18 protein-coding genes are annotated in these 23,897 nt (G+C 43.9%); 3 read left to right on the plus strand and 15 right to left on the minus strand.

Features of this window, described 5'->3' with window-relative positions:
* Positions 1–136: 136 nt before the first annotated feature.
* Complete coding sequence (locus tag MKY19_RS20565; protein WP_042190035.1) at positions 137–502, minus strand: VOC family protein; 366 nt, start codon at positions 500–502, stop codon at positions 137–139.
* A 92-nt stretch (positions 503–594) separates the two neighbouring features.
* On the minus strand, positions 595–1,455 hold the full coding sequence (locus MKY19_RS20570) for a helix-turn-helix domain-containing protein (protein ID WP_339797348.1): 861 nt from the start codon (positions 1,453–1,455) through the stop codon (positions 595–597).
* Between the two features lie 228 nt (positions 1,456–1,683).
* Here MKY19_RS20570 and MKY19_RS20575 point away from each other — a divergent pair, with 228 nt between their 5' ends.
* Entirely contained in the window at positions 1,684–2,547 is an 864-nt protein-coding gene (locus tag MKY19_RS20575) for a class I SAM-dependent methyltransferase (protein ID WP_042129425.1), read from the plus strand.
* A 3-nt stretch (positions 2,548–2,550) separates the two neighbouring features.
* The gene (locus tag MKY19_RS20580) at positions 2,551–3,297 is read left to right on the plus strand and encodes an RluA family pseudouridine synthase (protein WP_339797351.1); all 747 of its coding nucleotides are present in this window, start codon (positions 2,551–2,553) and stop codon (positions 3,295–3,297) included.
* A 43-nt stretch (positions 3,298–3,340) separates the two neighbouring features.
* Here the strand turns inward: MKY19_RS20580 and MKY19_RS20585 are convergent, their stop codons facing one another.
* The 8 genes from MKY19_RS20585 to MKY19_RS20620 form a co-directional block, all read right to left on the minus strand.
* Positions 3,341–3,772, minus strand: a complete 432-nt coding sequence (locus MKY19_RS20585; RefSeq protein ID WP_076284605.1) for a MarR family transcriptional regulator — start codon at positions 3,770–3,772, stop codon at positions 3,341–3,343.
* 204 nt (positions 3,773–3,976) lie between these two features.
* On the minus strand, positions 3,977–6,418 hold the full coding sequence (gene gyrA, locus MKY19_RS20590; protein WP_339266112.1) for a DNA gyrase subunit A: 2,442 nt from the start codon (positions 6,416–6,418) through the stop codon (positions 3,977–3,979).
* A gap of 254 nt (positions 6,419–6,672) precedes the next feature.
* Entirely contained in the window at positions 6,673–8,655 is a 1,983-nt protein-coding gene (parE, locus tag MKY19_RS20595) for a DNA topoisomerase IV subunit B (protein WP_042190046.1), read from the minus strand.
* A gap of 178 nt (positions 8,656–8,833) precedes the next feature.
* Positions 8,834–9,823, minus strand: coding sequence for an ABC transporter permease (locus MKY19_RS20600; protein WP_339797357.1), 990 nt, complete (start codon positions 9,821–9,823; stop codon positions 8,834–8,836).
* On the minus strand, positions 9,816–10,796 hold the full coding sequence (locus tag MKY19_RS20605) for an ABC transporter ATP-binding protein (RefSeq protein ID WP_339797360.1): 981 nt from the start codon (positions 10,794–10,796) through the stop codon (positions 9,816–9,818). Before MKY19_RS20605 ends, MKY19_RS20600 begins: the two co-directional genes overlap by 8 nt.
* A 109-nt stretch (positions 10,797–10,905) precedes the next feature.
* Positions 10,906–11,742, minus strand: coding sequence for a GDSL-type esterase/lipase family protein (locus tag MKY19_RS20610; protein WP_339797363.1), 837 nt, complete (start codon positions 11,740–11,742; stop codon positions 10,906–10,908).
* A 248-nt stretch (positions 11,743–11,990) separates the two neighbouring features.
* A complete protein-coding gene (locus MKY19_RS20615) occupies positions 11,991–12,782 on the minus strand; it encodes a CAP domain-containing protein (RefSeq protein WP_339797365.1) in 792 nt (263 codons plus the stop codon).
* 258 nt (positions 12,783–13,040) lie between these two features.
* A complete protein-coding gene (locus MKY19_RS20620) occupies positions 13,041–15,005 on the minus strand; it encodes a WG repeat-containing protein (RefSeq protein WP_076284600.1) in 1,965 nt (654 codons plus the stop codon).
* A gap of 117 nt (positions 15,006–15,122) precedes the next feature.
* Between MKY19_RS20620 and MKY19_RS20625 the strand changes: the two genes are divergently transcribed.
* Positions 15,123–15,314: a hypothetical protein gene (locus MKY19_RS20625; RefSeq protein ID WP_339266120.1), complete on the plus strand. Its 192-nt coding sequence runs from the start codon at positions 15,123–15,125 to the stop codon at positions 15,312–15,314.
* Between the two features lie 1,655 nt (positions 15,315–16,969).
* On the opposite strand, the gene mglC is transcribed toward MKY19_RS20625, so the two are convergent.
* The 5 genes from mglC to MKY19_RS20650 form a co-directional block, all read right to left on the minus strand.
* Positions 16,970–17,977: a galactose/methyl galactoside ABC transporter permease MglC gene (gene mglC / locus MKY19_RS20630; protein WP_339266122.1), complete on the minus strand. Its 1,008-nt coding sequence runs from the start codon at positions 17,975–17,977 to the stop codon at positions 16,970–16,972.
* Positions 17,978–18,029: 52 nt separating this feature from the next.
* Positions 18,030–19,541 carry a sugar ABC transporter ATP-binding protein gene (locus MKY19_RS20635; RefSeq protein ID WP_042190063.1) on the minus strand — a complete coding sequence of 504 codons (1,512 nt, stop codon included), beginning with the start codon at positions 19,539–19,541 and terminating at the stop codon, positions 18,030–18,032.
* Between the two features lie 145 nt (positions 19,542–19,686).
* Positions 19,687–20,763: a galactose ABC transporter substrate-binding protein gene (locus tag MKY19_RS20640; RefSeq protein ID WP_143764073.1), complete on the minus strand. Its 1,077-nt coding sequence runs from the start codon at positions 20,761–20,763 to the stop codon at positions 19,687–19,689.
* Positions 20,764–21,046: 283 nt separating this feature from the next.
* Positions 21,047–22,069 carry a substrate-binding domain-containing protein gene (locus MKY19_RS20645; RefSeq protein ID WP_076284597.1) on the minus strand — a complete coding sequence of 341 codons (1,023 nt, stop codon included), beginning with the start codon at positions 22,067–22,069 and terminating at the stop codon, positions 21,047–21,049.
* Positions 22,066–23,895 carry a sensor histidine kinase gene (locus MKY19_RS20650; RefSeq protein WP_149646849.1) on the minus strand — a complete coding sequence of 610 codons (1,830 nt, stop codon included), beginning with the start codon at positions 23,893–23,895 and terminating at the stop codon, positions 22,066–22,068. The genes MKY19_RS20645 and MKY19_RS20650 overlap by 4 nt, the downstream gene beginning before the upstream one ends.
* Positions 23,896–23,897: the final 2 nt, after the last annotated feature.

Genomic DNA, 23,897 nt, shown 5'->3' on the forward strand with positions numbered 1-23,897 from the left:
TAAATGATGTGTGCTTCACCCTCATTCTATTTGATAATGATTATCATTGTCAAATGAATAAAATAAAAAAAACGCAAACTCCCGTTTATTCACACGGTTGTTGTTTGCGTTCAATCCCTTTTTTGTTCAAAATTATTTAGTATGCTCCTTCGAGCAAGGTAATGTGATTACCATCTGGATCGCGGAAATTCATTTCTTTCCCGCCATACGCCATCGTAACCGGTGGCTGACAATCCAGTCCCTTAGCCTTTAACTGCTCGTACGTCTCATCGAGATTATCACAGCTGAATACTAAATTAACAAAGCCAGTCGTGAGCTTTTCCCATTTCGTCTCATCCCAAATGATGATTCCAGGCTGCTTCTTGTCGAATCCAATCTTTGCGCCATCAAAATTGCCGTAGCCTTCGAACGGAATTGGAATCCCTAGCACCTCCGAATAAAATGCAGCCAACGCAGCAGTATCCTTAGTGTAGATGTTAGTACCTTCAAAAGACGAAATCATAATTTGTCCCCTTTCATTCTCATCATCATAGTGCCCATTTCTTACTTGAGTTTAACAAGGCTAGCACCCTTTGTATTGCAAAATTGCGACATTTATCTGCCCGCATAGACTAAAGCCTCAAGTGGTGTTCTTCCTGCATATTTCTTGAAACTGTTTATAAAATGAGGCTGGTGGCTGAATCCATACGTAAAAATAAGATCCTGCATATTCTTCGTCTGCACAAGCAGTTGATACATTTCCCGCCATACATTTTGAAATCGTACAAGGTCAGCTGTTTTTTTAGGTGATACACCTATGTATTCTTGAAACAGTCTTTCGAGTTGGCGTCGGCTTAGATTAGAGCTGGTTTCCAAATCCTCAGCTGTTACCACACCCTTTTGTTTAATTAGGGTATAAATTGCATTCATCATTCGATCATTAGTCCGTCCACCACGCTCAAGACGCTGAAAAAGATAAGCCTCAGCTGCCACTATTCTATCATTCATAGAATTTGCTTGTTCCAGCAGAAGTCCTAGCTCTTTTTTAAAAGTACAAAAGTATTGGTCCACATCTACAAATGCATTCAGGACATCCCGGAGATGGTCATCTGCAAAAAAATGAACGGCCCAGAAATGAAATCGGATACCAAAGGTTGAGATCATACCTTCCCCTCTGTCTGAAGGGACTTCAAAAGGAGCATCATTGATGCCGGAAAAAACGGTAGTTGTTAAGCCTGTCGACTCATTCAGATTCCAAATAATGTCCATGCATGTATCTGGAATAATTGTTTCCATTCGAGGTTCGTAACCAGATGCCTTGTCCACTACATGAACGGATGCCTCTGTAGGAATATGCGGTGTGACAGAGCCCCAGAAACAGCGAATATATGGCTGCAAAGCTTGACTGGGTAGAAATTCACTAGTTTGTGCTGGATTTGCAGTTATCGGGAAATATAGAGGCGCGAGATTGAACATAAGCTGCTATTCTCCGATCATAAATATTGTAAAGACTCTGATATCTGATCATACACAATCATTGCTTGATCTGCCAGAATAATAGCTGTGAGCATGGAAATATTATACACATAATCTTCATTGGATAAAATAAGTAGAGTGTTGGGCTTGTGCGTATTTTGTTTGTAGCTATATGGTGAAATGATGTACAATAAAGGCTAAATGAATTTTTGAAGGATGGATTAAAAAATGTATATAGCTAGCGACTGGAAAGACTATGAAGTAATTGACACTGGCGGTGGAGAGAAGCTTGAACGTTGGGGTGACATTATCCTGCGCCGTCCGGATCCACAAATTATTTGGCCACTCTCCAATGAGACAGCGAAATGGCGTGATGTACACGGTCATTATCACCGTTCCTCAGCGGGTGGTGGACAATGGGAAATGAAGAAAACAATTCCGGATGATTGGAAAATTAGTTACGGGAAATTAAAATTCCATTTGCGTCCTACAAATTTTAAGCATACAGGGTTATTTCCTGAACAAGCGGCCAACTGGAGCTGGATGATGGACAAGATTGCGGCAGCTAACCGTCCGATCTCTGTACTGAATCTATTTGCTTACACTGGTGGAGCTACTGTAGCCGCAGCAAGTGCCGGCGCTTCTGTTGTTCACGTGGATGCAGCCAAAGGAATGGTGCAATGGGCCAAAGAAAATGTCCAGCTGTCCGGCCTGGGTGATCGTCCAGTTCGCTACATCACGGATGACGTATTCAAATTCGTACAACGTGAACAACGTCGTGGTAGTAAGTATGATGCGATTATAATGGACCCGCCTTCCTATGGAAGAGGACCTGGCGGAGAAATGTGGAAGCTGGAATCCAGCTTATATCCATTCCTTGAGAGCTGTATGCAAATAATGAGCGACAAACCTTTGTTTATGCTAATCAATTCATACACCACTGGGATTTCTCCAACTGTCCTACGTAATATGTTGTCGATGACCATGGGTAAACGTTATGGCGGGAAGCTCACCTCCGGTGAAATCGGTCTTCCGATCACTTCCTCCGGCATGAACCTGCCATGCGGTATTCTGGGACGCTGGGAGGCGTAAGCCATGACACAGCATTTATCTGGCAGCAACGAGCCGCTGGACGGAATGTCGAAGCGCTTTGAAGTGTTGTACGAAGATAATCATCTTCTAGGCATAGTGAAGCCCGTGAATATTCCTGTTCAGGAGGATGCTACTGGAGATCCTGATCTGCTCAACCTGCTCAAAGAAGATGTGAAGGAACGCTTTAACAAGCCTGGCAACGTCTATATTGGGCTAGTCCACCGCCTGGATCGTCCGGTTGGCGGTGCAATGATCTTTGCCAAGACATCAAAAGCAGCCTCAAGACTATCCGAGTGTGTCAGAACTCACAGCTTTCATAAGGTGTACTTAACGGTCGTGCACGGTAAACCACCAGCATCTCATGGCCGTCTTACCGATACGCTGCTTAAAGACGCCAAGAGCAATACCGTCACTGTAGTCCGGAAAGGAACACCCGGCGGTAAGGAAGCCATTCTGGATTACACAGTACTTGGCAGCGCTGAGGGTTACAGCCTGCTCAAGATCGATTTACTTACCGGACGTTCACATCAAATTCGAGTGCAGCTTAGCTCCATCGGCTGCCCCTTATACGGTGATCAGAAGTATGGAGCTTCGGTGAACAGACCTGGACAGCAAATTGCACTGTGGTCTGCACTTGTAGGCTTTCCCCACCCTGTTACTAAAGAAGAAGTAGAACTTATTTCCCTGCCTCCGCAAACCCATCCATGGGATTTATGGTCCAAGGAATTACAAAAGAAGGCTATCCGTTAATGGATGGCCTTCTTTTTTTGAAATAAAGAGTTGTTGTATATATTCATGGTGTAGAACCTTCCGGTGCAGTTGTAACAACCATTTTGCCCATTAAATAGAGTAGTAGCTGTTGGTTATGAGAGGATATCGGATCAAGCGCTTCTGCAAAAAAATCACTGCGGATCTTCAAACCACGTACAGTCTCCTGCGTTCCAATTTCCGTTATACTCACCCATACAATACGGCGATCCGCAGCATCTCTCTCCCGAATGATAAGCCCATTTTTCTCCATCCGATCAAGTAACATAGTAACCGCTGCAGGACTGGTCGCCAGATGTGGAGCCAGATCAGAAGGCTTCATGGCATCACGTTCCTGAAGCAGTTCAAGTACTGTGAGTTGGGCATCCGTTAGCGATGGGGCAAGATTACTGTCCATATGTAGTTTGTAATCTTTTAAAATTTTATGCCAAATTTTACTGAATTCAGAAGCGTGCACACTGATTCCTTCCTTTCCTTGCGGTTCTATCCGGTATAACTACATTTTCGCGAAACAAATTCCATTTCCTGCAAAAGAAGAAAAATAAATCTTCTAAACTGATAAGCGGGAAAATTAAAAAAAGGCACTTAGTCAGTTCTCAAGAAGAATTGACTAAGCACCTTGATAAGTTATTTTAACAAATCTGTTTATTACTAGTTCGTTTTACTTAACTGCCGGGAAAAGATTAACAATCTCGTCCTTTTTCTCCACAGGAACAATCTGTTTGCCTGTAGAACGACGCTCTCCGAGTGGTGCAGATTCAGAAGAGAATGTGTGATGTGCATTCTCCCGTGTAATTGCATTAAGTTCCAGCGGTTCTCTGCAATAGAAAGCCCCTGCTAATTTACTGCCATTTGGTCGTACTCGCTTGCCTTCCTTAAATTCAAAGGTTGGCATCCCTTTGCCACCGCGGCTTTGAGATGGATAATCCACTAGTAATGAACGTTTCGCATATCCGATATCGGAGATAGAAAGGATCTCACCTTCATCTTCACTGACCCAGAAGCAAGAAATCACCTCATCGCCCTCACGAAGCTGAATGCCTCTTACACCGGATGCAACACGGCCCATAGGATTAACTTCATTCTCATGGAATCTAATACTCATTCCTTCACGAGTCACGAGTACAATATCCTTGTCATTCGTACTAGTAGCCACTGTAATGATCTCATCACCGTCTGCTACCTTACAGGCTGCTACGGCTCCAGAGCGGCTTGTAGAGTATTCCTTGAGCTCTGTACGCTTAACCTGACCTCTGCGGGTGATAAACACGAGGCTTTGCTGCGGATCATCAAGATTATTGACCGGAATCACGCTAATGATTCCATCCCCTTTAGACAATCCGATAACGTTAACAATCGCAGTACCTGGTTCTTTCCATTTAAACTCTGGAATCTGGTGAACCGGAAGTAAGAAGTACTGCCCCTTGCGCGTAAAGACCAGCAGACTGTCACGGGTATTCACATCGAGCAGCTTAACGATATGATCGCCTTCTTTAACGCCTGATGTATAACGTTCCCCACCAGAGCGGGTAAAGGAAAGCATACTTGTACGCTTAATATAACCGTCTGCGGAAAGTGCTACTAACACATCCTCTGCGTTGACCAGCGCTTCAAGGCTAACTTTAAGCTCCTCAACTTCGCCTTGGATCAGCGAACGGCGATCGATCCCGTATTTATCACGGATCTCCAGCAATTCCTTACGGATTACAGCTACGAGCTTCTTGTCACTTTCCAAAATGCCACGCAGATGTGTAATCTTTGCCATCATTTCATCCAATTCTTTTTGGAGTGAAGTAATCTCCAAATTCGTCAAACGATACAATTGTAAGGTAAGAATAGAATCCGCTTGACGTTCACTGAACCCGAACATCCACACGAGATTGTTCTGAGCATCCTGACGGTTCTTCGATGCTTTGATGGCAGCGATGACCTCATCCAGAATATTCAGCGCCTTAACCAAGCCCTCTAAGACATGAGCACGGTCTTCTGCGCGTTCCAGATCAAATTGGGTGCGATGAGTCACTACTTCACGCTGATGCGCGATATAAGCCTCCAGGATGGCTTTAAGACCAAGCTGTTGCGGAGCCTTGTTGACAATCGCCACCATATTGAAGTTATAGGTGATTTGAAGATCGGTTTTTTTGAGCAGATATGCCAAAACGCCTTGGGCATCCGCTTCTTTCTTGAGTTCAACTACAATCCGAAGTCCTTCTCGACCACTCTCATCACGAACTTCAGCAATGCCATCGATTTTCTTCTCTAATCGAATATTCTCCATGGAGGTAACTAGTCGTGATTTTACAATCTGGAATGGAACTTCCGTAATCACGATTTGTTGCTTGCCTCCACGCATATTTTCAATCTCAGTCTTGGAGCGTAAATAAATACGGCCTTTACCAGTGCGGTAAGCATCCATGATGCCGTCTCCGCCCATAATAGTGCCGCCTGTAGGGAAATCCGGACCTTTCATAAAGGTCATGATATCTTCAAGTTCAATATCCGGCTTCTGCATCACTGCGATACAAGCATCAATAACCTCACGTAGGTTATGTGGCGGAATCTCAGTGGCAAAGCCTGCGGAAATCCCACTCGTGCCGTTTACGAGTAGATTCGGATACCGGGAAGGAACAACCACAGGCTCTTTGGCTGTATTGTCAAAGTTGTCCTTAAACAGCACCGTCCGCTTCTCGATATCACGCATCATCTCCATTGCTATCGGAGATAAGCGTGCTTCTGTATAACGCATTGCCGCAGCTGGGTCATCGTCCATCGAGCCCCAGTTGCCATGACCGTCAACAAGAACATGCCCCATCTTCCATGGCTGTGCCATACGAACCATACCGTCGTAAATCGAGGAGTCACCATGTGGATGGTAATTACCCATTACATCCCCGACGGTTTTGGCCGACTTACGGTACGGCTTGTCAGGCGTGTTGCCAGAATCGTACATCGCATAAAGAATACGGCGTTGTACAGGCTTAAGTCCATCGCGGACATCGGGAATCGCCCGATCCTGAATAATATATTTGGAATACCGACCAAAGCGGTCACCGACGACCTCTTCCAGAAAAGCCGGCAAAAATTGTTCTGATAAACTACTCACTTGGCTCACCTTCTGTTCCTCAATCTGTCCACTTTCTTAAAGATTGGTGATATTCTTTCACTTCGCTTTGCGGATCATTCTTCCGGTCGCTGTTGTTTCCAGATTTTTTGATTATACCGCTGTTAGCGGATAAAATCCGGAAACAAAGGCGAACGCTAACGCTCCTCCAGAACGATTCCGCCACTCCGTTTGCCTATCACCAAAAAATTAAAAACAGTGGAAGTGTTCGTCACTTGCAGCACTACTAACTGCAACTACTCTACAATTTCAGTGAAATCGACATTCTCAACAATCCAGCGTTTACGTGGATCGACTTTATCACCCATCAGTGTAGAAACACGACGCTCAGCCTTAGCAGCATCCTCAATCTGCACCTGAAGCAGTGTACGCGATTCTGGATTCATCGTTGTTTCCCACAGCTGATCAGGGTTCATTTCACCCAATCCTTTATAACGCTGAAGCTCGAAGTTTTTGCCGAATTCCTTTAAGTAATTTTGCAGCTCTTCATCACTCCATGCATACCTTACGGTTTCCAGCTTGCCCGTTTTGCGGGTCAGCTTATAAAGCGGAGGCTGAGCAATAAAAACCTTTCCGGCATCTATTAACGGCTTCATATAACGATAGAAAAATGTCAGCAGCAGCACCTGAATATGCGCTCCATCTGTATCCGCATCGGTCATAATGATAATTTTGGAATAATTGCTGTCTTCGACGGTAAAATCCGGACCAATTCCTGCACCAATCGTGGAAATGATCGCTTTATATTCATCGTTCTTCAGGATATCCAGCAGCTTGGCTTTTTCCGGATTCATCGGTTTCCCTTTTAGCGGCAAGATCGCCTGAATCTTTGAATCACGGCCTTGCTTCGCTGAGCCACCAGCTGAATCACCTTCTACGATAAACAGCTCAGTTCGTGTAACGTCCTTAGACTGCGCAGGTGATAATTTTCCGCCAAGATTCGAGCTCTCGCTACGTTTCTTACCTGTACGGATCTCATCGCGGGCTTTGCGAGCCGCTTCCCGAGCCTTCGAGGCCTGAATTGATTTTTTCAGAAGGCTCTGTGCTACCTGTGGGTTTTCTTCCAGGAAACGAGCCATATTCTCAGATACGATATAGTCTACTGCACTACGAGCAGAAGCACTACCAAGCTGATCCTTCGTCTGTCCAACAAATTCAACCTCGGACATTTTGACACTAATGACAGCCATCATACCTTCGCGCAAATCATTTCCTTCTAAATTCTTATCCTTTTCTTTAAGCAGCTGTGTACGTCGGGCATAATCATTCAACACACGAGTATACGCGGTCTTAAAGCCTGTCTCATGAGTACCGCCGCTACGAGTAGGAATGGAGTTAACGAAGGAAGCCAAGGTTTCTGTATAGCCTCCATTGTACTGAAGGGCTACTTCCACTTCGATATCGTCCTTTTCAGCGCTGAAGTGAATAACATCATGTAGAACATCCTTGCCCTCATTTAGGAACTGTACGAATTGGCTTGCTCCACCCTCGTAAAAGAACTCGTCCTGACGATTGCTCCGCTCATCATGCAGCGTAATACGCAGACCGGAATTCAGAAAAGCAATCTCCTGTACTCGCTCTGCCAGCGTATCATAATTCAGGGCAATTCCATTTGGAAAGACGCGAATATCCGGTTTAAAAGTAATTTTCGAACCGGTTTTGTTGGTGTTGCCCAGAATTTCAAGGCCCGTTACTGGTTCGCCAACATGCTCTTTCCCCTTCTTGTCCACCCAATATTCAAAACGTTGACGATGGATTTTGCCTTCACGATAAATCTCTACTTCAAGCCATTCAGACAAAGCATTCGTTACTGAAGCCCCTACGCCATGCAAACCGCCTGATTTCTTGTAACCAGATCCTCCGAATTTACCGCCTGCATGCAAAATTGTAAATACAACTTGCGGCGTTGGCACTCCTGTCTTATGCATTCCAGTTGGAATCCCACGACCGTTGTCCGTCACCGTTACTGAGCCATCTTTGCGAAGCAGTAAGTCAATCTTCGTACAATACTTGGCTAAATGCTCATCCACAGCATTATCTACAATTTCCCATACTAGATGATGTAGTCCCGAAGAACTTGTACTGCCGATATACATGCCAGGTCGTTTGCGTACTGCAACCAGACCTTCGAGCACTTGAATGTCGTCAGCATCGTATCCAGTACGGCTATTCTCGCCGTTATTAGAAACTTCAGCAAACATATCGATCTGTTCGAGCATTCATGCTCCTCCTTCTTTTCTCTATACTCAAGCATTAACGCCTTCGGCGTCCTTATAAAGACGGTAAGCCTTTAAGCGAGAAATATAAGAAATACAGCATAAGTGCAAAACTAATGAAAACTTATACTTTCTTATATTTCTAGAAATGCAAACAAACGTTTTCGTCACTTTGTACATTCTAATTCAAAATATCCCTTTTCGTAAAGACGGCGAATGAAATGATCACCGAAGCAGCCCCCCATACAGCCAGTACAGCCATGGAAAATGACAAGGACATCCCCTCTATGGGTGCGGGAGTTCCTGACAAATAGCCAGTCAGTCCAAGATTTACCATAAATAAATATTTCGCTGTTGTCCAGGCTGAAGCCATATTGGTCAGAATATTCCCGGCGATCAGCGCTGCCATCATGACCACTATACTAGCAGCAGTGCTCCTTACAAGTACAGAGATCATAAAAGCAAGCAGGGCAACTATGACGCTTACGAACCAGACCAATCCACCTTGCATAAGCATATATTTCCACTGTGGTACTGCATGTACAGTAGACATATCCACCGAGTCCCCACTGATCTTAAAGCCTGTAAAGACAGGGATATTAAAGCCCTTATATCCAAAAGCAAGACCAGAGATAAGGTAGCTGATCACAAATGTGGAGAGTACAATAAGCGAGACAAACATAAGCAGTGCCGCCAATTTGCTAAACAAAACTTTCCAACGCTTAACTGGCCTTGTCAACAGCATTTTGATCGTCCCTGTAGTTCGCTCCGCAGAAACTAAATCTGAGGCTACCGCCATAATGAGTAACGGAATAAATAAAGTAACGGAATTATCCAAAAACTCACGGGTAAAGGTAACGCCGCTTGGCTCGTTCGGATTCACATCATGGTGAAGGTAATATTGAAGCTGCTGTACAAATATTCGCCGATAAGTCTTCCATTCCTCTGGAATTCGGTCGCTACCCAAAGAATTTTGATTATCAATGATCTGCTGCTGGATCTCCAGGCGCCAATCGGAGTTGAATTTATCTCGGCTACGCTCAGCTGAGCGCATTTGAGCGTAGGTGAACATAGGCACCAGTACAATCAGAATCAGCAGTATAACATAAAACCGTTTCTTTTTTATGATTTTTAAACATTCATTACGGATTAGCGGAAGCATATTATTCAACGTTCTCACCCTCCGTTAGTTTCAAGAATAGCTGTTCCAGTGTCGGATTGATTTTATGCACAGCCCTAACTTCGATTTCAGCAGTTACCATAACAGCCACAATCTCGGGGATCAAATCCTGATCCATAATTGTGATTAAAGAATTTGGGCCCATACCTGCAATTATTGAATCATCCAAGGTAACGTCTTCCAGATTCTGAATCTGAATATCTGGGCGATCAGCCAGTAATCCCCTAGCTTCAGCAAAAGGCTCCAGCTCCCAAAGTACATACGGAGAATTTCGAGCGATCAGCTCATCTACCGCACCCACTGCAAGTACTCGCCCTTTACTAATAATCGCAACACGGTCGCAGAGAAGCTGGATTTCACTAAGTAAATGACTCGATACAAATACGGCCAAGCCCTCATCTGCTAGCTTACGTATAAATTCTCGCAGCTCCTTAATCCCCTTTGGATCTAAGCCATTTGTAGGCTCGTCCAGAATAAGCAGACGCGGACGTCCCAGAAGAGCCTGCGCTATACCAAGTCGTTGTCTCATCCCAAGCGAATATGTACTTACCTTATCATGGATTCGTTGATCCAACCGAACGATATCTACAACTCCACTAATGCGTGCATTATCTATACCTGGCTGCATTCGGGCAAAATGCTGTAAATTCTCCCATCCCGTCAAATAGGTATATACCTCAGGATTCTCAACGATAGAGCCAACAAATTGCAACGCTTTTTCCGGATTTCGGTTCACATTGTAACCACATACCGTGATTTTGCCCTCGCTTGGACGAATCAAATCAACAAGCATTCGAATCGTAGTTGTCTTCCCAGCTCCATTGGGTCCGAGGAAGCCAAAAATTTCTCCTTCTCTCACATCAAACGTAACATCATCTATAATCCACTTTCGCCCTATTTTTTTCCGTACCCCGTCTACAGACAAGACGACCGGGCTGGATTCTCCACTGTTCGCTTTTGTCATATTCTCCTTAGCTCCTTGTTACTGTCATTTCCTCGGCTAGTACTTGCTCAAAGGATATTTTATCTAATACAAATCATCATTCTTAGAAAGCTGGCTCTCACTTCTTTTTCTAGTGTATAGCCTGAATGAATCGCTCTCCAATTCGTTGATAGCCATCCCCATTCGGATGAAAATGATCCGTTGATAAGTATTTGTCCAAATGCTTGTTAAACAAGTCGAAGGTTGGAATCAATGTCATATTGCTGTGCTTATTAATAATATCCATTGCCGCATTATTCCACTTCGCAACCGCCTGATTACCTGGTACAAGTAGATCTGGTATATCACCAAAGGGATTGTATAACCCCATATAATAAATTTGAGCGTTTGGATTGATTTCCGTGATTTTCTCCAGAATCTTACCTAATCTTTCTACTGCTTCCGGAAGGGCTGCTAGCAAAGACTCTGGAGTCAGCTCTTGATCAGTCGTGGATTCACTTTGAAGTGCGCCACTATTCTGCAAAATATTGGAGTCCTTGAATAAATCATTCCCTCCGATCGAGAGCAGAATGACATTCGCCATATGCAGCGCGTAATCTATACCATCTTCATCCAGCTTGCTTTGCAGTCCTGCAGTTGTTAAACCATTAATTCCCATATTACCCAGTAAATCAACTTCGACACCTTTAGCGGATAAACCACTAACCGTACGCTTAACAAATCCTTCTCCGGTGTTATCACCAGTTCCCTTGGCTAGCGAATCTCCGAGAGCAACAACTTTGAGCTTCTTAACCGTCTCCGTCACTGGAGCGGCTGTTTGCTGAGGTAAGTTGGTCCCTGACGCTTCTCCAACCGGATAGATGATGTCTCTGACCGCATAAACTAAACCTACAATTAGAATTATTGTTGTTACTATGGAAATCAGGCTGACCGTGCGCCATGTCCACTTTGAATCATTCAAAGCCATCCCTCCGTGTGCCGTTCTATTATGTATTGTTCCACATTTTACAAAGATCTTAACTATGTACATAAACATAAATCTTCCATACCGGTTTTGCAAATGTCTAAAATAGAAATAAATCCAGCTAATCCGCTTATTTAACCCGAATCTGAATACGAAAATTCTCAAAAAAATTTAGCGATTAAAGTTTGGGTACAAAAAAACGTTCCCCGATTTTCATCGGAGAACGTTTGATTCCAGCAACTTTTTTTCAATTATTTACCAATAAATTCTTGAACCCAATAGTTATTGTCATACCCTACACCGATATAATTGAAGTTAGCATTCAAAATATTAGCCTTGTGACCAGGACTATTCATCCATGCTTTCATTACTTCTTCTGGTGTTTTTTGACCCATGGCGATGTTCTCGCCTGCAGCGTTATAAGTGATCCCAAAGGATTTCATCATATCGAATGGTGAACCATACGTAGGTGAAGTATGTGAAAAATAGTTATTAGTACGCATATCCGTAGCTTTTGTAGCTGCTACTTTATGAAGGCTGTCTAGTCCAGCAACAGGCTTCAAACCAGCTGCTGCACGCTCTTTATTTACCAGCGTTACGATCTGTTGAACATAAGTTCCTTTATTGCTCGCAGCACCTGTAGTAGGTGTAGTTTCTGTAGGTTTAGTTACAGGTTTAGTTACAGGTTTAGTTACAGGTTTAGTTACAGGTTTAGTTACAGTAGTCGTATCCGAAGGCTTAGTTACAGGCTTGGTTACAGTAGTTGTATCCGAAGGCTTAGTAACCGGAGTTCCGGTAGATGTATCTTTGTTTGGAACCGTTCCTGTTTGAGGCTTGGACACCACGATTGTGCTATTAAAAATAGGGAATCCCTGTAGGTTAGCTTGTTTTAAATATTGTAAAACTTGCTCATAGCTAGTACCTGATTTAATTACTGTTACCTCAGTTGAGGCCGCATTCGCTTCGAGTGGAAGAGAAATACTAAGTGCCATAACAGCTGCTACACTACCACCAATAATTGCTCTTAATCTCTTGTTCTTCATTCTGCCATCTCCTCTTTCTTGTGTGTAATATATGTTTCTGCTTAGAGTGACCAGCTACAAATGTTACAAAGTTGTAATTTGTTCCTCAGTCATTGTAGCATAAATCTATCAGCTGTGCTCTTCTAATTTTTAACATTTACTAGTCTTGATTGTAAGTTTCCTGAGCATGAATTGCATTCGATATTGGCGTTAAAAAGCAAAAAAAGTCGCCATTCTCGAGAGAATAGCAACTTCTATGTGCTAATAGATAAAAAGTAACTAGTGAAACGACTGCCAAAATTCTCCCTCAGTAGAGATAAGTCCCATAATTTCTGCATAAGGAATACGGAAAGTAGGAAAACCCGCAGAATAAGGAGCAATCTCATAAGGTGCGAAATAAAGATATAACGCTTCATTATCTACAAAGAAAGGCTGAGCTGAGGTAATTCCTTTATACGTATCCGGAAAAACATAGGAGTACTCAGGATCGTTTTCAATCTGCTTACCTACGATTTTACTGAGCTTCTCCACGTATCTACTTCCTGGCTTAAACAAATCACCTAGCTTATAGAACCTTCCGTTACGTACATTAGTATGTGTATAGATTTTGGTAGGCATGCCGTGAGCTGCTCCAAAAGGATAACGATAACCCGTTAACTCCAACACTAGAAGGTTTTTGCGGAAAAAGGACACTGAAAAATCACCATTATAACTGAAATCCTGTGTTGCTCCATTACTACCTGGGTCTTCGACTAGTGAAAGCTTCCGTAATTTATCATTAACCTCTCTAGAAACTTCCGCGCTTGCAATTCCTTCAACAACCGGATAGTAAACCAGATAATCCCTGTTCGGTTTGTACTTCTTCTCGACTACGGAATATGGAGGTCTCAGTGGGATGACTCCATTTTGCCTCCAAATCTGCTTCCCTTGACGATCATAATATGCTGTACGTTGATCTATATCTGCTCTAATTAGGCGTCCACTGAGGGTAAGTGTTCCCGTCCCTTGAATAACTGGAGGCTGAGCTGCTCTTTTTCCAGTTCGATCTATAAAAAAAGTCTCCTTAGCATCATATACAGATGCCAGTCCGTCCTGATAATTATTCACACCAAGCAAGGTATGATTGCTCAGAATTGCTCCTGTCTCTGCATCAGCGATAATGTAACGTGAGCCTCGATAAGGTTGACTAGGGAATATTGGTGTTCCTATAGCTGCTCTGCCTTCACCAAGCTGCAGGACTTCATAATATTTCGCGGGGATAATCATTTTTCCTTGTTTATCAATCAGCCCGTAGGCGTTGCCATAGTTCTCAGCGGTATTCACCACTGCACGCCCCTCCGAGAAAGGTAAGGCAGAAGTGAATTGTGGCTGAATAGCTACTGTTCCATCCGTGTTTAAATAGCCATACTTACCGTTCTCAGTCGCTTGATAGGAGAGCAGCCCATCACCCGGACTCCCTACGAATGGGTGATTGTACGTATAGAGAATCTTCCCTTCAGGATCAATGAGTGCGTACTCTCCCTCTTTAATCTTGACCAAAGCCACACCATTCATGAAATCATTGGCGTCCACATAAATTGCAGGCAAAACCTCTTTGCCTTGCGCATCTACATACCCATATAGTGATGGACCACCCGTTGTATTTTGTTTCGAAAATAATGCAAGTCCCTCATGCAATGAGTTTAGATAATCATAACGGGCTGGAGTCACCTCTTTACCTTTTTCATCGATAAATGTGTACCCTTTCGCATCTGATACTACTGCGCGTCCTTCCGAAAAAGGGGCAATAAACGAGTAAATGGGCTTCACCCGCTCCCTTCCAGAGCTGTCGATCAGTCCGCTACTGTTTTTTCGTTGTACAATTGCTAGCCCGTTCTTCTGAAAATCCTCAGCATATTCGTATCTAGGTTCAATCTGAGCACGACCTTCGTCGTTAATATACCCCCAGAGCATACCCTCTTTAAGATTAAAAGGCGCCGGATGTAGCCCAGTATTCCTTAATTCGTCATCAACCCACTCCGGTAATACATACGGCGTCTCATAAGGCTTATTAGAGTAGTCTACACGATATAATCCCGCCTCTGCCGGGATCGTAACGAACAGCTCCTCTTCTGTGCGTATGAAATCTTCTTCTTGCTGCGTAATATATTCGTTCCAGCCAATGCCGTCCCATCTCCATACATCCGCTTGCAATGGACCATTGTCATTCCCTTTCCCCAGCTCATTCAATCTAATCCTTAACATCGAGTCGCTCCCCTTTAACAAAGGCATTTGCCTATAGAATATGGGAGAATGTTGGTTTATGTGATTTTGATCTTTGAGGTGTGGGAGAAGGGTTAAAACGCATTAAGTGTGTTAGGTGTGTCGATACAGGTTGCACGGTGGGATGTTGGACGGGGGGCAGAGACTGGTGGCAAGGCTGGTGACGGGGGATGTGACAGTGCGGGGATTCGTGTGACTCCTAGGGTTTGTGGGATGCGCTTGAGAATGGTTAGGGCTGCGATGCGGGTTTGGGGTGCAGGGCGAAGTTTCGGGTCGTGGTGTGGAAAGTAACATAGTAGCCGTTAAGTAAATAAGGGAGAGTGATTGAAGATGGATTGAGCTACGGGGCGAGTACGAGTGTAGGGTGTGGGGATTCGTGTGACTCCTGGGATTTGCGGGATGCACTTGAGGATGGATCGGGCCGCGGGGGAGTCGGGTTTGGAGGATTCACGCGTTCGTGGGGTGCAGAAGTATGACAAGATGAGGCGGGAGATTTGCTAGGGCTATTGTCAAAGCGTACTTGGATCGGGGTGTGGAGTAACGTAGGAGGTGTGGAGTTAATAAGGGAGTGTGATTGAGGATGGCGGTTCGTGCTGGGCGTTCGCTCCGAGAACGAAACGTTGCTCCTATCGCTGTTGTCTCCAAATTTATTGATTTGTACCACATGCGCATTAAAGTATAAAGAGAAGAACGAACGCTAGCGCTTGCACGCAATCATGCCGTTCTCTCAGCTGCTATTAACGTTTTTCGTCAACTCAGCCTCACCACGAATTCAAGGCTTCACGTTGCTCCTATCGGTTAATTCTAGAGCATTTATGCCCTTCATTCTTCCACAATGACTCGTTTGGCTATTTCTGGGGCATTTATACCCTTTATTCTTCTACAATGGCTCATTTCGGCTATTTCTAGGGCATTTATACCCCTTATTCTTCCACTTTGGCTCTTTTCCGCTATTTCTGGGGCATTTATACCCTTATTCTTCCACTTTGGCTCTTTTCCGCTATTTCTGGGGCATTTATACCCCTTATTCTTCCACTAGGGCTCTTTTCCGCTATTTCTGGGGTATTTATGCCCTTGTTTCTTCATGCATCCGCTTCATATAGCTCATTTTCGTCGATTCTAAGGGATTTTTACCGTTCATTTGCCACCTGTAGCTCATTTCAGCCGATTCTACGGGATTAATTCCGTTCTTTTACCACTTCTAGCTCATTTCAGCCGATTCTACGGGATTTTTACCGTTCTTTTGCAACTTGTAGCTCATTTCAGCCGATTCTGCGGGATTATTACCGTTCTTTTACCACTTTTAGCTCATTTTCGTCGATTCTACGGGATTTTTACCGTTCATTTGCCACATTTCAAACAAAAACAAGTGAAGTTTCTGCATGTAATATAAGTTGGTCTTAGACGTGGCTAAGTCGCTATAGGATTACTGGCGGCAGTAGGCGATGGTGTTCGCACGAAGGTGTTGGCACGATGTTGTTGTAGCGGTATTGGGTATAGTGATGTTGGTTGTGACGGTGTTAGTTGCAGAAGTGTTGTTGCAGCAGTGTTGTTGTAGCGGTATTGGATGTAGCAATGTTGGTTGTGACGGTGTTAGTTGTATCAGTGTTTTTGCGGCAGTTTTAGTTATAACAGTTTTGGTTGTGGCAGATTTAGTTGTGACAGTGTTAGTTGTTTGTTTTTACCTGCTACTTTTTCGAAGCGAAGCCATCGAAACAGGCATGCCAAAAAGCGTTTGCGATAACTAGCAAACGCTTCTTCTGCCCTACCCCAGCGAGGTGATAAGGATAACGGAGGGGAATTTTGGAGCTGTAGAAACGAAGTGGTCGCCTTTGTTCTCAGATTCCAACCGCTAACGCGGTATCAATCAAGGAATCTGAGAACAACAGCGATCGTAAGCCCAATATTCCCCGGAGTTAGCCCTTAATCACCACGCGACCACGCTGCTACTTCTTCGAAGAGTACTTCCGCATATCAAATGCGACAGCGGCTATAATAATCAAACCTTTGATAATCAACTGATAGTACGGGCTAATGCCGATAAAGGTCAGACCATAGTTAATGAGAGTAAAGATGATAACCCCCACTAAAACACCCGGCACAGTACCGATACCCCCGGTTGTAGATACACCACCAACTACACAAGCTGCAATGGCATCTAGCTCATACATGTTACCGTAGTTATTAGTTGCTCCACCTGTTCTAGCAGCTTCCAGAACGCCTGCCAGACCATAAAGCGCACCAGCAATGGCATAGATGTAAATCAGGTTCTTGGAAACATCGATACCGGATACTTTAGCTGCCTGCATATTTCCGCCAATAGCATACATATTCTTACCCAGCTTGGTTTTATTGAATACCACCCACACAATGGCAGCGACACCCAAGGCTATCAGCACGATATACGGGATTGAATATTGGCCGCTCCCGATGAAGCCCGAGCCGATCTTGGTGAAATCAGGACGCAGACCGCCGATTGGCTGGGATTGGTTCGGGTCCATATCAAAGTACAGGGAGTTCAGCCCGTACACGATTAGCATTGTACCCAAGGTAGCGATAAATGGCGGAACATGAAGCTTGGAAACGACAATACCATTTATAAGTCCACAGAGAAGACCAGCAACGATAGCAATAAGGATTGGGAGCCATACTTCGACTTGCGGAAGATCTGGAAAAAAACGACGGGAATAGTCTGGGATTTGCAGCATGGAAGCGGAGATAACCGCCGTAAAACCAACTACCCGTCCAGCTGACAAGTCAGTACCTGCCGTAATAAGGATAAAGGCAACCCCAAGCGCGATGATAACGCGTGTAGACGACTGAATCAGTACGTCACGCAGGGTGTTGATGGACATAAAGTTTGGATCATATATGATGATCCCCATAATCAGCAGTACCAGCACGATGTAAATTGCGTTTTGAGTCACAAAGGATTGAGCTTTTTTAACGTTCATTAGTAGTGATCCCCCTTAAAATTACGCAAACATATTCTCCTATCCGTACTCCTTAATGCTGTGCAGCGAGACGCATAACTTCGGTTTCCGTAGCTTGCTCGCCTTCTAATATTCCTGTAAGCCGTCCTTCCGACATGACCATTACACGGTCAGACATTCCGAGCAGCTCCGGCATTTCAGAGGAGATCATAATGATACTCTTCCCTTGCTGCGCCAAGTCGGCAATTATGGAGTAAATCTCGAATTTAGCCCCTACGTCGATACCACGGGTCGGCTCGTCCAGAAGCAGGATTTCGGGCTCAGTAAGCAGCCATCTAGCAAGCAAGACCTTTTGCTGATTACCACCAGAAAGATTCATGATTAGCGTTTTGGTTGTAGGTGTTTTAGTTCGTAATTTTTCAATCATTTTATCGACTTCAACTTTTTTCTTCTTGCTATTCAACAGGAAGTACGGTTTTTGATAACGATGTAGATTAGCAATCGCACCATTCTCATGAACAGACAAGACTGGAAATATGCCTGTTACACGACGCTCTTCGGTAAGCAAAGCCATTCCGTGTTTCTTAGCATCTTTCGGAGAATTAATAGTAACATCCTTGCCTTTAATAGAGATCGTTCCGGATTTCAAGGCTCGCAGACCGAACAACGCCTCAATTACCTCAGTTCTCTGGGCACCTACCAGACCCCCAATACCAAGGACCTCTCCACGTCTTAATTCGAAAGACACATCTTTAAAAGATCTTTCCTCCGGAGAGGTTAAGCCTTCCACTTTCATGTATACTTCACCAGGTACGTTGAAGCGTTCAGGGAAACGGCTGGTCAATTCTCGGCCCACCATTTTGGAAATGATAAGATCTGTAGTTAATTCCGCCGCTGGCCAGGTTCCGATTTTTTTACCGTCACGCATAATAGTAACTTCGTCAGAGATTGCGAGAATCTCTTCCATTTTGTGAGATATATAGATAATAGCTACGCCTCTACTTCTGAGATCCCGTATGATCCGGAATAAATGTTCCACCTCCACACTGGTTAGGGAAGAAGTGGGTTCATCCATTACAATAACTCGGGAGTGAAAAGAGACAGCCTTCGCAATTTCAATGGATTGGATTTTGGATACGGAAAGCTTACCCACTAATGTTTCGGGATTCAGGTCGATATCCAGATCTTTAAACAAATTTTCCGTGTCAGTGAACATTTTCTTATGGTCAATAAACTGAATCGGTCCGATTCCCTTCGTTGGAAAACGTCCTAGCCAGATATTCTCCATAACACTTCGGAACGGCACGGGATGCAACTCCTGGTGAATCATAGAAATACCACTTTTTAACGCATCATTTGAACTGCTGATAGAAGCCTTCTCACCATCCAAAAAGATCTCACCGGCATCCGGTGAATAAATACCAAAAAGACATTTCATAAGTGTGGACTTACCTGCACCATTCTCGCCCATAAGGGCATGCACCGAACCGGGTCTGACCTTTAAACTAACATCATCCAGCGCTTTGACGCCGGGGAATTCTTTAGTAATGTTGTTCATTTCCAGCAAAAACTCAGCTTTTTCCATGTTGTTACGCCCCCTACGCTTTTTTTCTTTTTTATGAGAGGCACAGCGGTTCCATCCTGTTCCCTGCCTAAAAGAAATACCGAGGAGCGGTTATCCGCTCCCCGTGCTGTCATATGATCATGAGTAACTCTGTAGCCGAGGTTAATTACTTAGCGTCAGCTATGTTGTCTTTCGTAATCTTTTTGTAGGAAATCCATACGTATTGGTTGTCAGTGATATCAAAGCCTACATTATCTTTCGAAGGCGTTTCGCCTTTAGCAAGCAGAGCAGCAACTGTGATGGCAGCCTTACCTTGGTTATTCGCATCATTTAGCACCGTTCCAAGCATTGTTCCATCTTCCAGCGCTTGAATCGCAGGAGCAGTTGCATCCACACCTACTACCGGCATGAATTTGTCACCCGTAAAGTAGCCTGAAGCTTTCAGAGCTTCGATTGCACCGAGGGCCATATCATCGTTGTTAGCAAGAACTGCTTCAATTTTGTCGCCGTGGGAGCCAAGGAATGCCGCCATTTTTTCTTGTCCTTTTACGCGATCCCACATTGCTGTATCTTCAGCCAGTTTCTCTACCTTGATTCCTGCATCTTCGATAGCTTGAATAGAGTAAGTAGTACGAAGCTCAGCATCTTGGTGTCCTGGTTCACCTTTCAGCATTACATATTGGAGAACTCCGTCGCCGTTCTTGTCCGCTTCAGGATGTGCTTTCCAGTAGTCAACAATCAGTTGGCCGGACATTGTACCGGACTCTTCTGCTTTCGCACCTACATAATAAACTTTATCCCATTTCTTCATATCTTCAGGAAGCGGTTCGCGGTTAAGGAATACCACTGGAATGTTTGCTGTTTTTGCTTTTTCGATAATGACGCCAGCAGCAGTACGGTCAACTGGGTTAATCAGCATCCCGTTATATTTTTTAGTGATGAATAAGTCAACCTTGTCATTTTGTGTGGGTTGTGAATTTTGGCTATCTACGATATCTACTGTAGCGATGCCTTTAGCAGCACTATCGATAGCGTTACGAACACCTGTCATAAAAGTATCGTCAAATTTGTAAATGGCGACCCCAACTTTAGGCGTTTCTGTTGTAGTGCCCGAGTTCTCAGTCTTTGGAGCGTTAGTTGCCTTGTCTGTAGCACTATCTGTAGTTTTGTTGTTGCCACCACAGCCTGTCAGAGCAGCACCCAGCAAAGCACTAGCTAATAGAACGGAAGTGATTTTTTTCATTATTCATTGACCTCCTATTTATACTTCTTTTTTTGTTTGCCCCTGATCGTCTCGGGTACATTCATATTATGCCTCACCTGAAAACGCTTGCGAATATAAAATCCTACTCATTACTATAAAAATTCTAATGAACCCAAGAAGAAATATAAGGATGATTTTCATTGAAAATTTATACTTTCTTATATTCTAAAATAAAAAACGAATACCGCCCCATTCAAGGATGGTATCCGTTTCACGAAACGTATAAGCATAAACGCCTTCGGTGCCTATTTTAAATCAGCTTCTATCTAACAAACGGAAATAACAGCTTTTGATTCTCTGGCCACAGCATATTGTCCAAATCAATTAGCTTTGTTCCTGTATCGACGCGCTCTGGTACATCGATTCCTTCGATCACTTCAACGGCATGTTTTACAGCCAAATACCCGTTGCTAAAAGGATTTTGGATGACTGTTGCTTGAACAGTACCATCCTGCAGCAACTCCATCATGGAGGGGGAGCTATCAAAAGCAACCATTTTAATATTTTGCAGCCCCCGACTTTGGATAGCCATTGCGGCCCCCTGTGAAGCAGTCTCATTCAGGCTCGCGATTCCTCTAAGATTCGGATGCTTCAGCAGCATCAGTTGCGTAAGATCTTCTGCATCTTTAATACTGGAGGTCGTGTATGAAATCTCAACTACTTGTATATTCGGATAACGTGCAGTGTAATTTAAAAATCCCTTCTCCCGCTCCTCCGCGTCTCTTGCACCATACTCAATGCCGTTAGAAGACTCCAGCTTCTCACTCTGCGTTGAATTGGTGAAGTTAATAATGCCAACCTCGCCGTATCCTTTTAACAGCTTGATCAATCGTTCTGCAGATTTTTGACCCGCTTCATAGCCGTTCGAGCCAATATATGTCCTTACTCTTGCTGAACCTACTTCCGCATCTACGGATATGACAGGGATTTTGGAATAAGCCGCCTGATCTACAACCTGAGCAAGCCCCATGTAACTACTTGCAGCTAAAATAATCACGTCTGCTTTTTCTTTTATGGAGTCCTGCACCATTTTCACCTGTTCTGTGATGTCACTCTCGGAGTCCGGAGCTTTGAAGGTTAATTTGACGTTGAATTCCTGCGCTGCAGCTTCTGCTCCCAATTTAACCGTATTCCAGTAATCGCCCCTGTTCATTTTCACAATAAGATGAATATTACGGGTCTTATTTGTGTTGATGTAATTGGGCGCTGAATTAAAACAAGAGGTAACTGTAGTCCATAACACCGCACACATTAACAAGGTTAGCCAAAAACGAAAGGTTTTCATGACGATGTCTCATCCTCCTTAAGCCCTTCATTGCCTTCGCCTTTTGCTAGTGCCGGGAAGATAAGGGTAACCGTAGTGCCTTCTTCAATTTCACTTTCAAAAGAAAGTCCATATTCACGGCCATAGTACAACTCAATACGCTCGTTCACATTTCTTACGCCTACCCCGGAACCACTCATACTCTTACTGCCGCCTGTCAAAATAACCTTCATAGTCTCCTTGGACATTCCTAATCCATTATCACTAATCCTTATAATGACAAGATTGTCCTTCAGTTCTGCTTGGATAGAGATAAAGCCTTCATCAGGCATCATTTCTATTCCGTGATACAAGGCATTCTCTACAATCGGCTGCAAAATCAGCTTAATCGTCTGACACTGCAGTACTTCATCTTGTGCAATGATCTCGTAGCGGAATTTATTTTTAAAACGAAAGCTCTGAATGACGAGATAATGACGAATATGATCAAGCTCTTCCTGCACGGTAATCATATTATTCCCTTTGCTTAGACTAATTCGGAAAAACTTAGATAAAGATTGAATCATTGTAACGACCTCCTCCGTCTTACCACGCTCAGCAAGCCGGATCACAGAGTTCAAAGTATTGTACAAAAAGTGTGGATTAATCTGGGATTGCAGAACTTCAAGCTCACCCTTACGTTTCGTCTCTTGTTCATAAATAATTTGATCCATCAATTGACGGATACGCTGTAGCATGAGGTTAAAGCGTTTAGACAACTGTTCTACCTCATAGGCGCCACTCACATCGATTCGAGTATTAAGATCCCCTTCTCCTACCTGCTGAAGTGTCCGTTCCAGCTTACGGATCGGGCGGGCAATTCGCGCAGACAAAACGACAGATACGATAATTACACATAAAATAACTACCGCTAAGAACCAGGATAAAAAGTTGTTCAGATCACGCTTGGTGGTCACGATCTCGTCATAATAAGCAACACCTACTATTTTCCACCCGGTTTGTTCTAACGTACGTACTGTAATAAATCGTTTTTCACCTGTAGACTCATCCAAATAGCTACGATAAGCATATTCCAATACCGGCTCCACATTCTCATACTTTAAACCAGCATAAATAAGCTGCTGCTGCGGATGATACACGATGTTGCCTAACTGATCGAGGATGTAAGCGTATCCTCTTTTACCAAGCTTAACCTGCTTACTCAGCTCATCTATGGTGCGAAAGTTAAAATCCATCAGGAGAATACCCGTTTTTAGGACTCCATTTTCCTGATATTGAATGAGTTTACTGATCGACACAACCCAAATATATTGACCTTTAAACAAGTTCTGAATATGGGGCGCTGAATAGGAGATCTCAGATGTTCTTTTGGCCGTTGTAAACCAGCTCTGGGTTTCTAACTGTGTGTTGCTGCGCAACTTCTGTCCTGCTGTACCCACGACGTATTTCCCCTGTGGTGTAAAAACCGCAGCAGAAACCAGATCCTCTCTACTTCCCATTAACATGGCCATTCTTTCCATCAGTAAAGCAGAGTCCACGGAGGGACTATTCGTAATTTGATCTTCTGCAGTTTCAAAAATATTTCGCATTCCTTTTACATAAAGCTCCAAATTGTAGTTCACTTGCTCAATAATCTGCTGCATATTCATATTGGCATTCTCTTCTGCTGTCTTCGCAAACTTGTTATACAGCATAAGGCTGACAACGACGGCTACAAGAACGGCAACGGATGTAAAAGTGAGCGTAATCGTTACTTGAATACTACGCAGCTTAGAGGACAACCGGCGTTTTCCCCCTGTTGGATGCTGCGGCCGCAGTCGAAAAGAATAGGGCTTTTCTTGCCGCATAA

Source organism: Paenibacillus sp. FSL R5-0744, assembly GCF_037972555.1.
GTDB lineage: Bacteria > Bacillota > Bacilli > Paenibacillales > Paenibacillaceae > Paenibacillus_AQ.

Coding starts and splice junctions, on each gene's coding strand:
- MKY19_RS20565 (WP_042190035.1), bottom strand. CDS start 502: ATGATTTCGTCTTTTGAAGGTACTAACATCTACACTAAGGATACTGCT.
- MKY19_RS20570 (WP_339797348.1), bottom strand. CDS start 1,455: ATGTTCAATCTCGCGCCTCTATATTTCCCGATAACTGCAAATCCAGCA.
- MKY19_RS20610 (WP_339797363.1), bottom strand. CDS start 11,742: ATGGCTTTGAATGATTCAAAGTGGACATGGCGCACGGTCAGCCTGATT.
- MKY19_RS20620 (WP_076284600.1), bottom strand. CDS start 15,005: ATGTTAAGGATTAGATTGAATGAGCTGGGGAAAGGGAATGACAATGGT.
- MKY19_RS20575 (WP_042129425.1), top strand. CDS start 1,684: ATGTATATAGCTAGCGACTGGAAAGACTATGAAGTAATTGACACTGGC.
- parE (WP_042190046.1), bottom strand. CDS start 8,655: ATGCTCGAACAGATCGATATGTTTGCTGAAGTTTCTAATAACGGCGAG.
- MKY19_RS20605 (WP_339797360.1), bottom strand. CDS start 10,796: ATGACAAAAGCGAACAGTGGAGAATCCAGCCCGGTCGTCTTGTCTGTA.
- MKY19_RS20580 (WP_339797351.1), top strand. CDS start 2,551: ATGACACAGCATTTATCTGGCAGCAACGAGCCGCTGGACGGAATGTCG.
- MKY19_RS20640 (WP_143764073.1), bottom strand. CDS start 20,763: ATGAAAAAAATCACTTCCGTTCTATTAGCTAGTGCTTTGCTGGGTGCT.
- MKY19_RS20645 (WP_076284597.1), bottom strand. CDS start 22,069: ATGAAAACCTTTCGTTTTTGGCTAACCTTGTTAATGTGTGCGGTGTTA.
- mglC (WP_339266122.1), bottom strand. CDS start 17,977: ATGAACGTTAAAAAAGCTCAATCCTTTGTGACTCAAAACGCAATTTAC.
- MKY19_RS20650 (WP_149646849.1), bottom strand. CDS start 23,895: ATGCGGCAAGAAAAGCCCTATTCTTTTCGACTGCGGCCGCAGCATCCA.
- MKY19_RS20615 (WP_339797365.1), bottom strand. CDS start 12,782: ATGAAGAACAAGAGATTAAGAGCAATTATTGGTGGTAGTGTAGCAGCT.
- MKY19_RS20635 (WP_042190063.1), bottom strand. CDS start 19,541: ATGGAAAAAGCTGAGTTTTTGCTGGAAATGAACAACATTACTAAAGAA.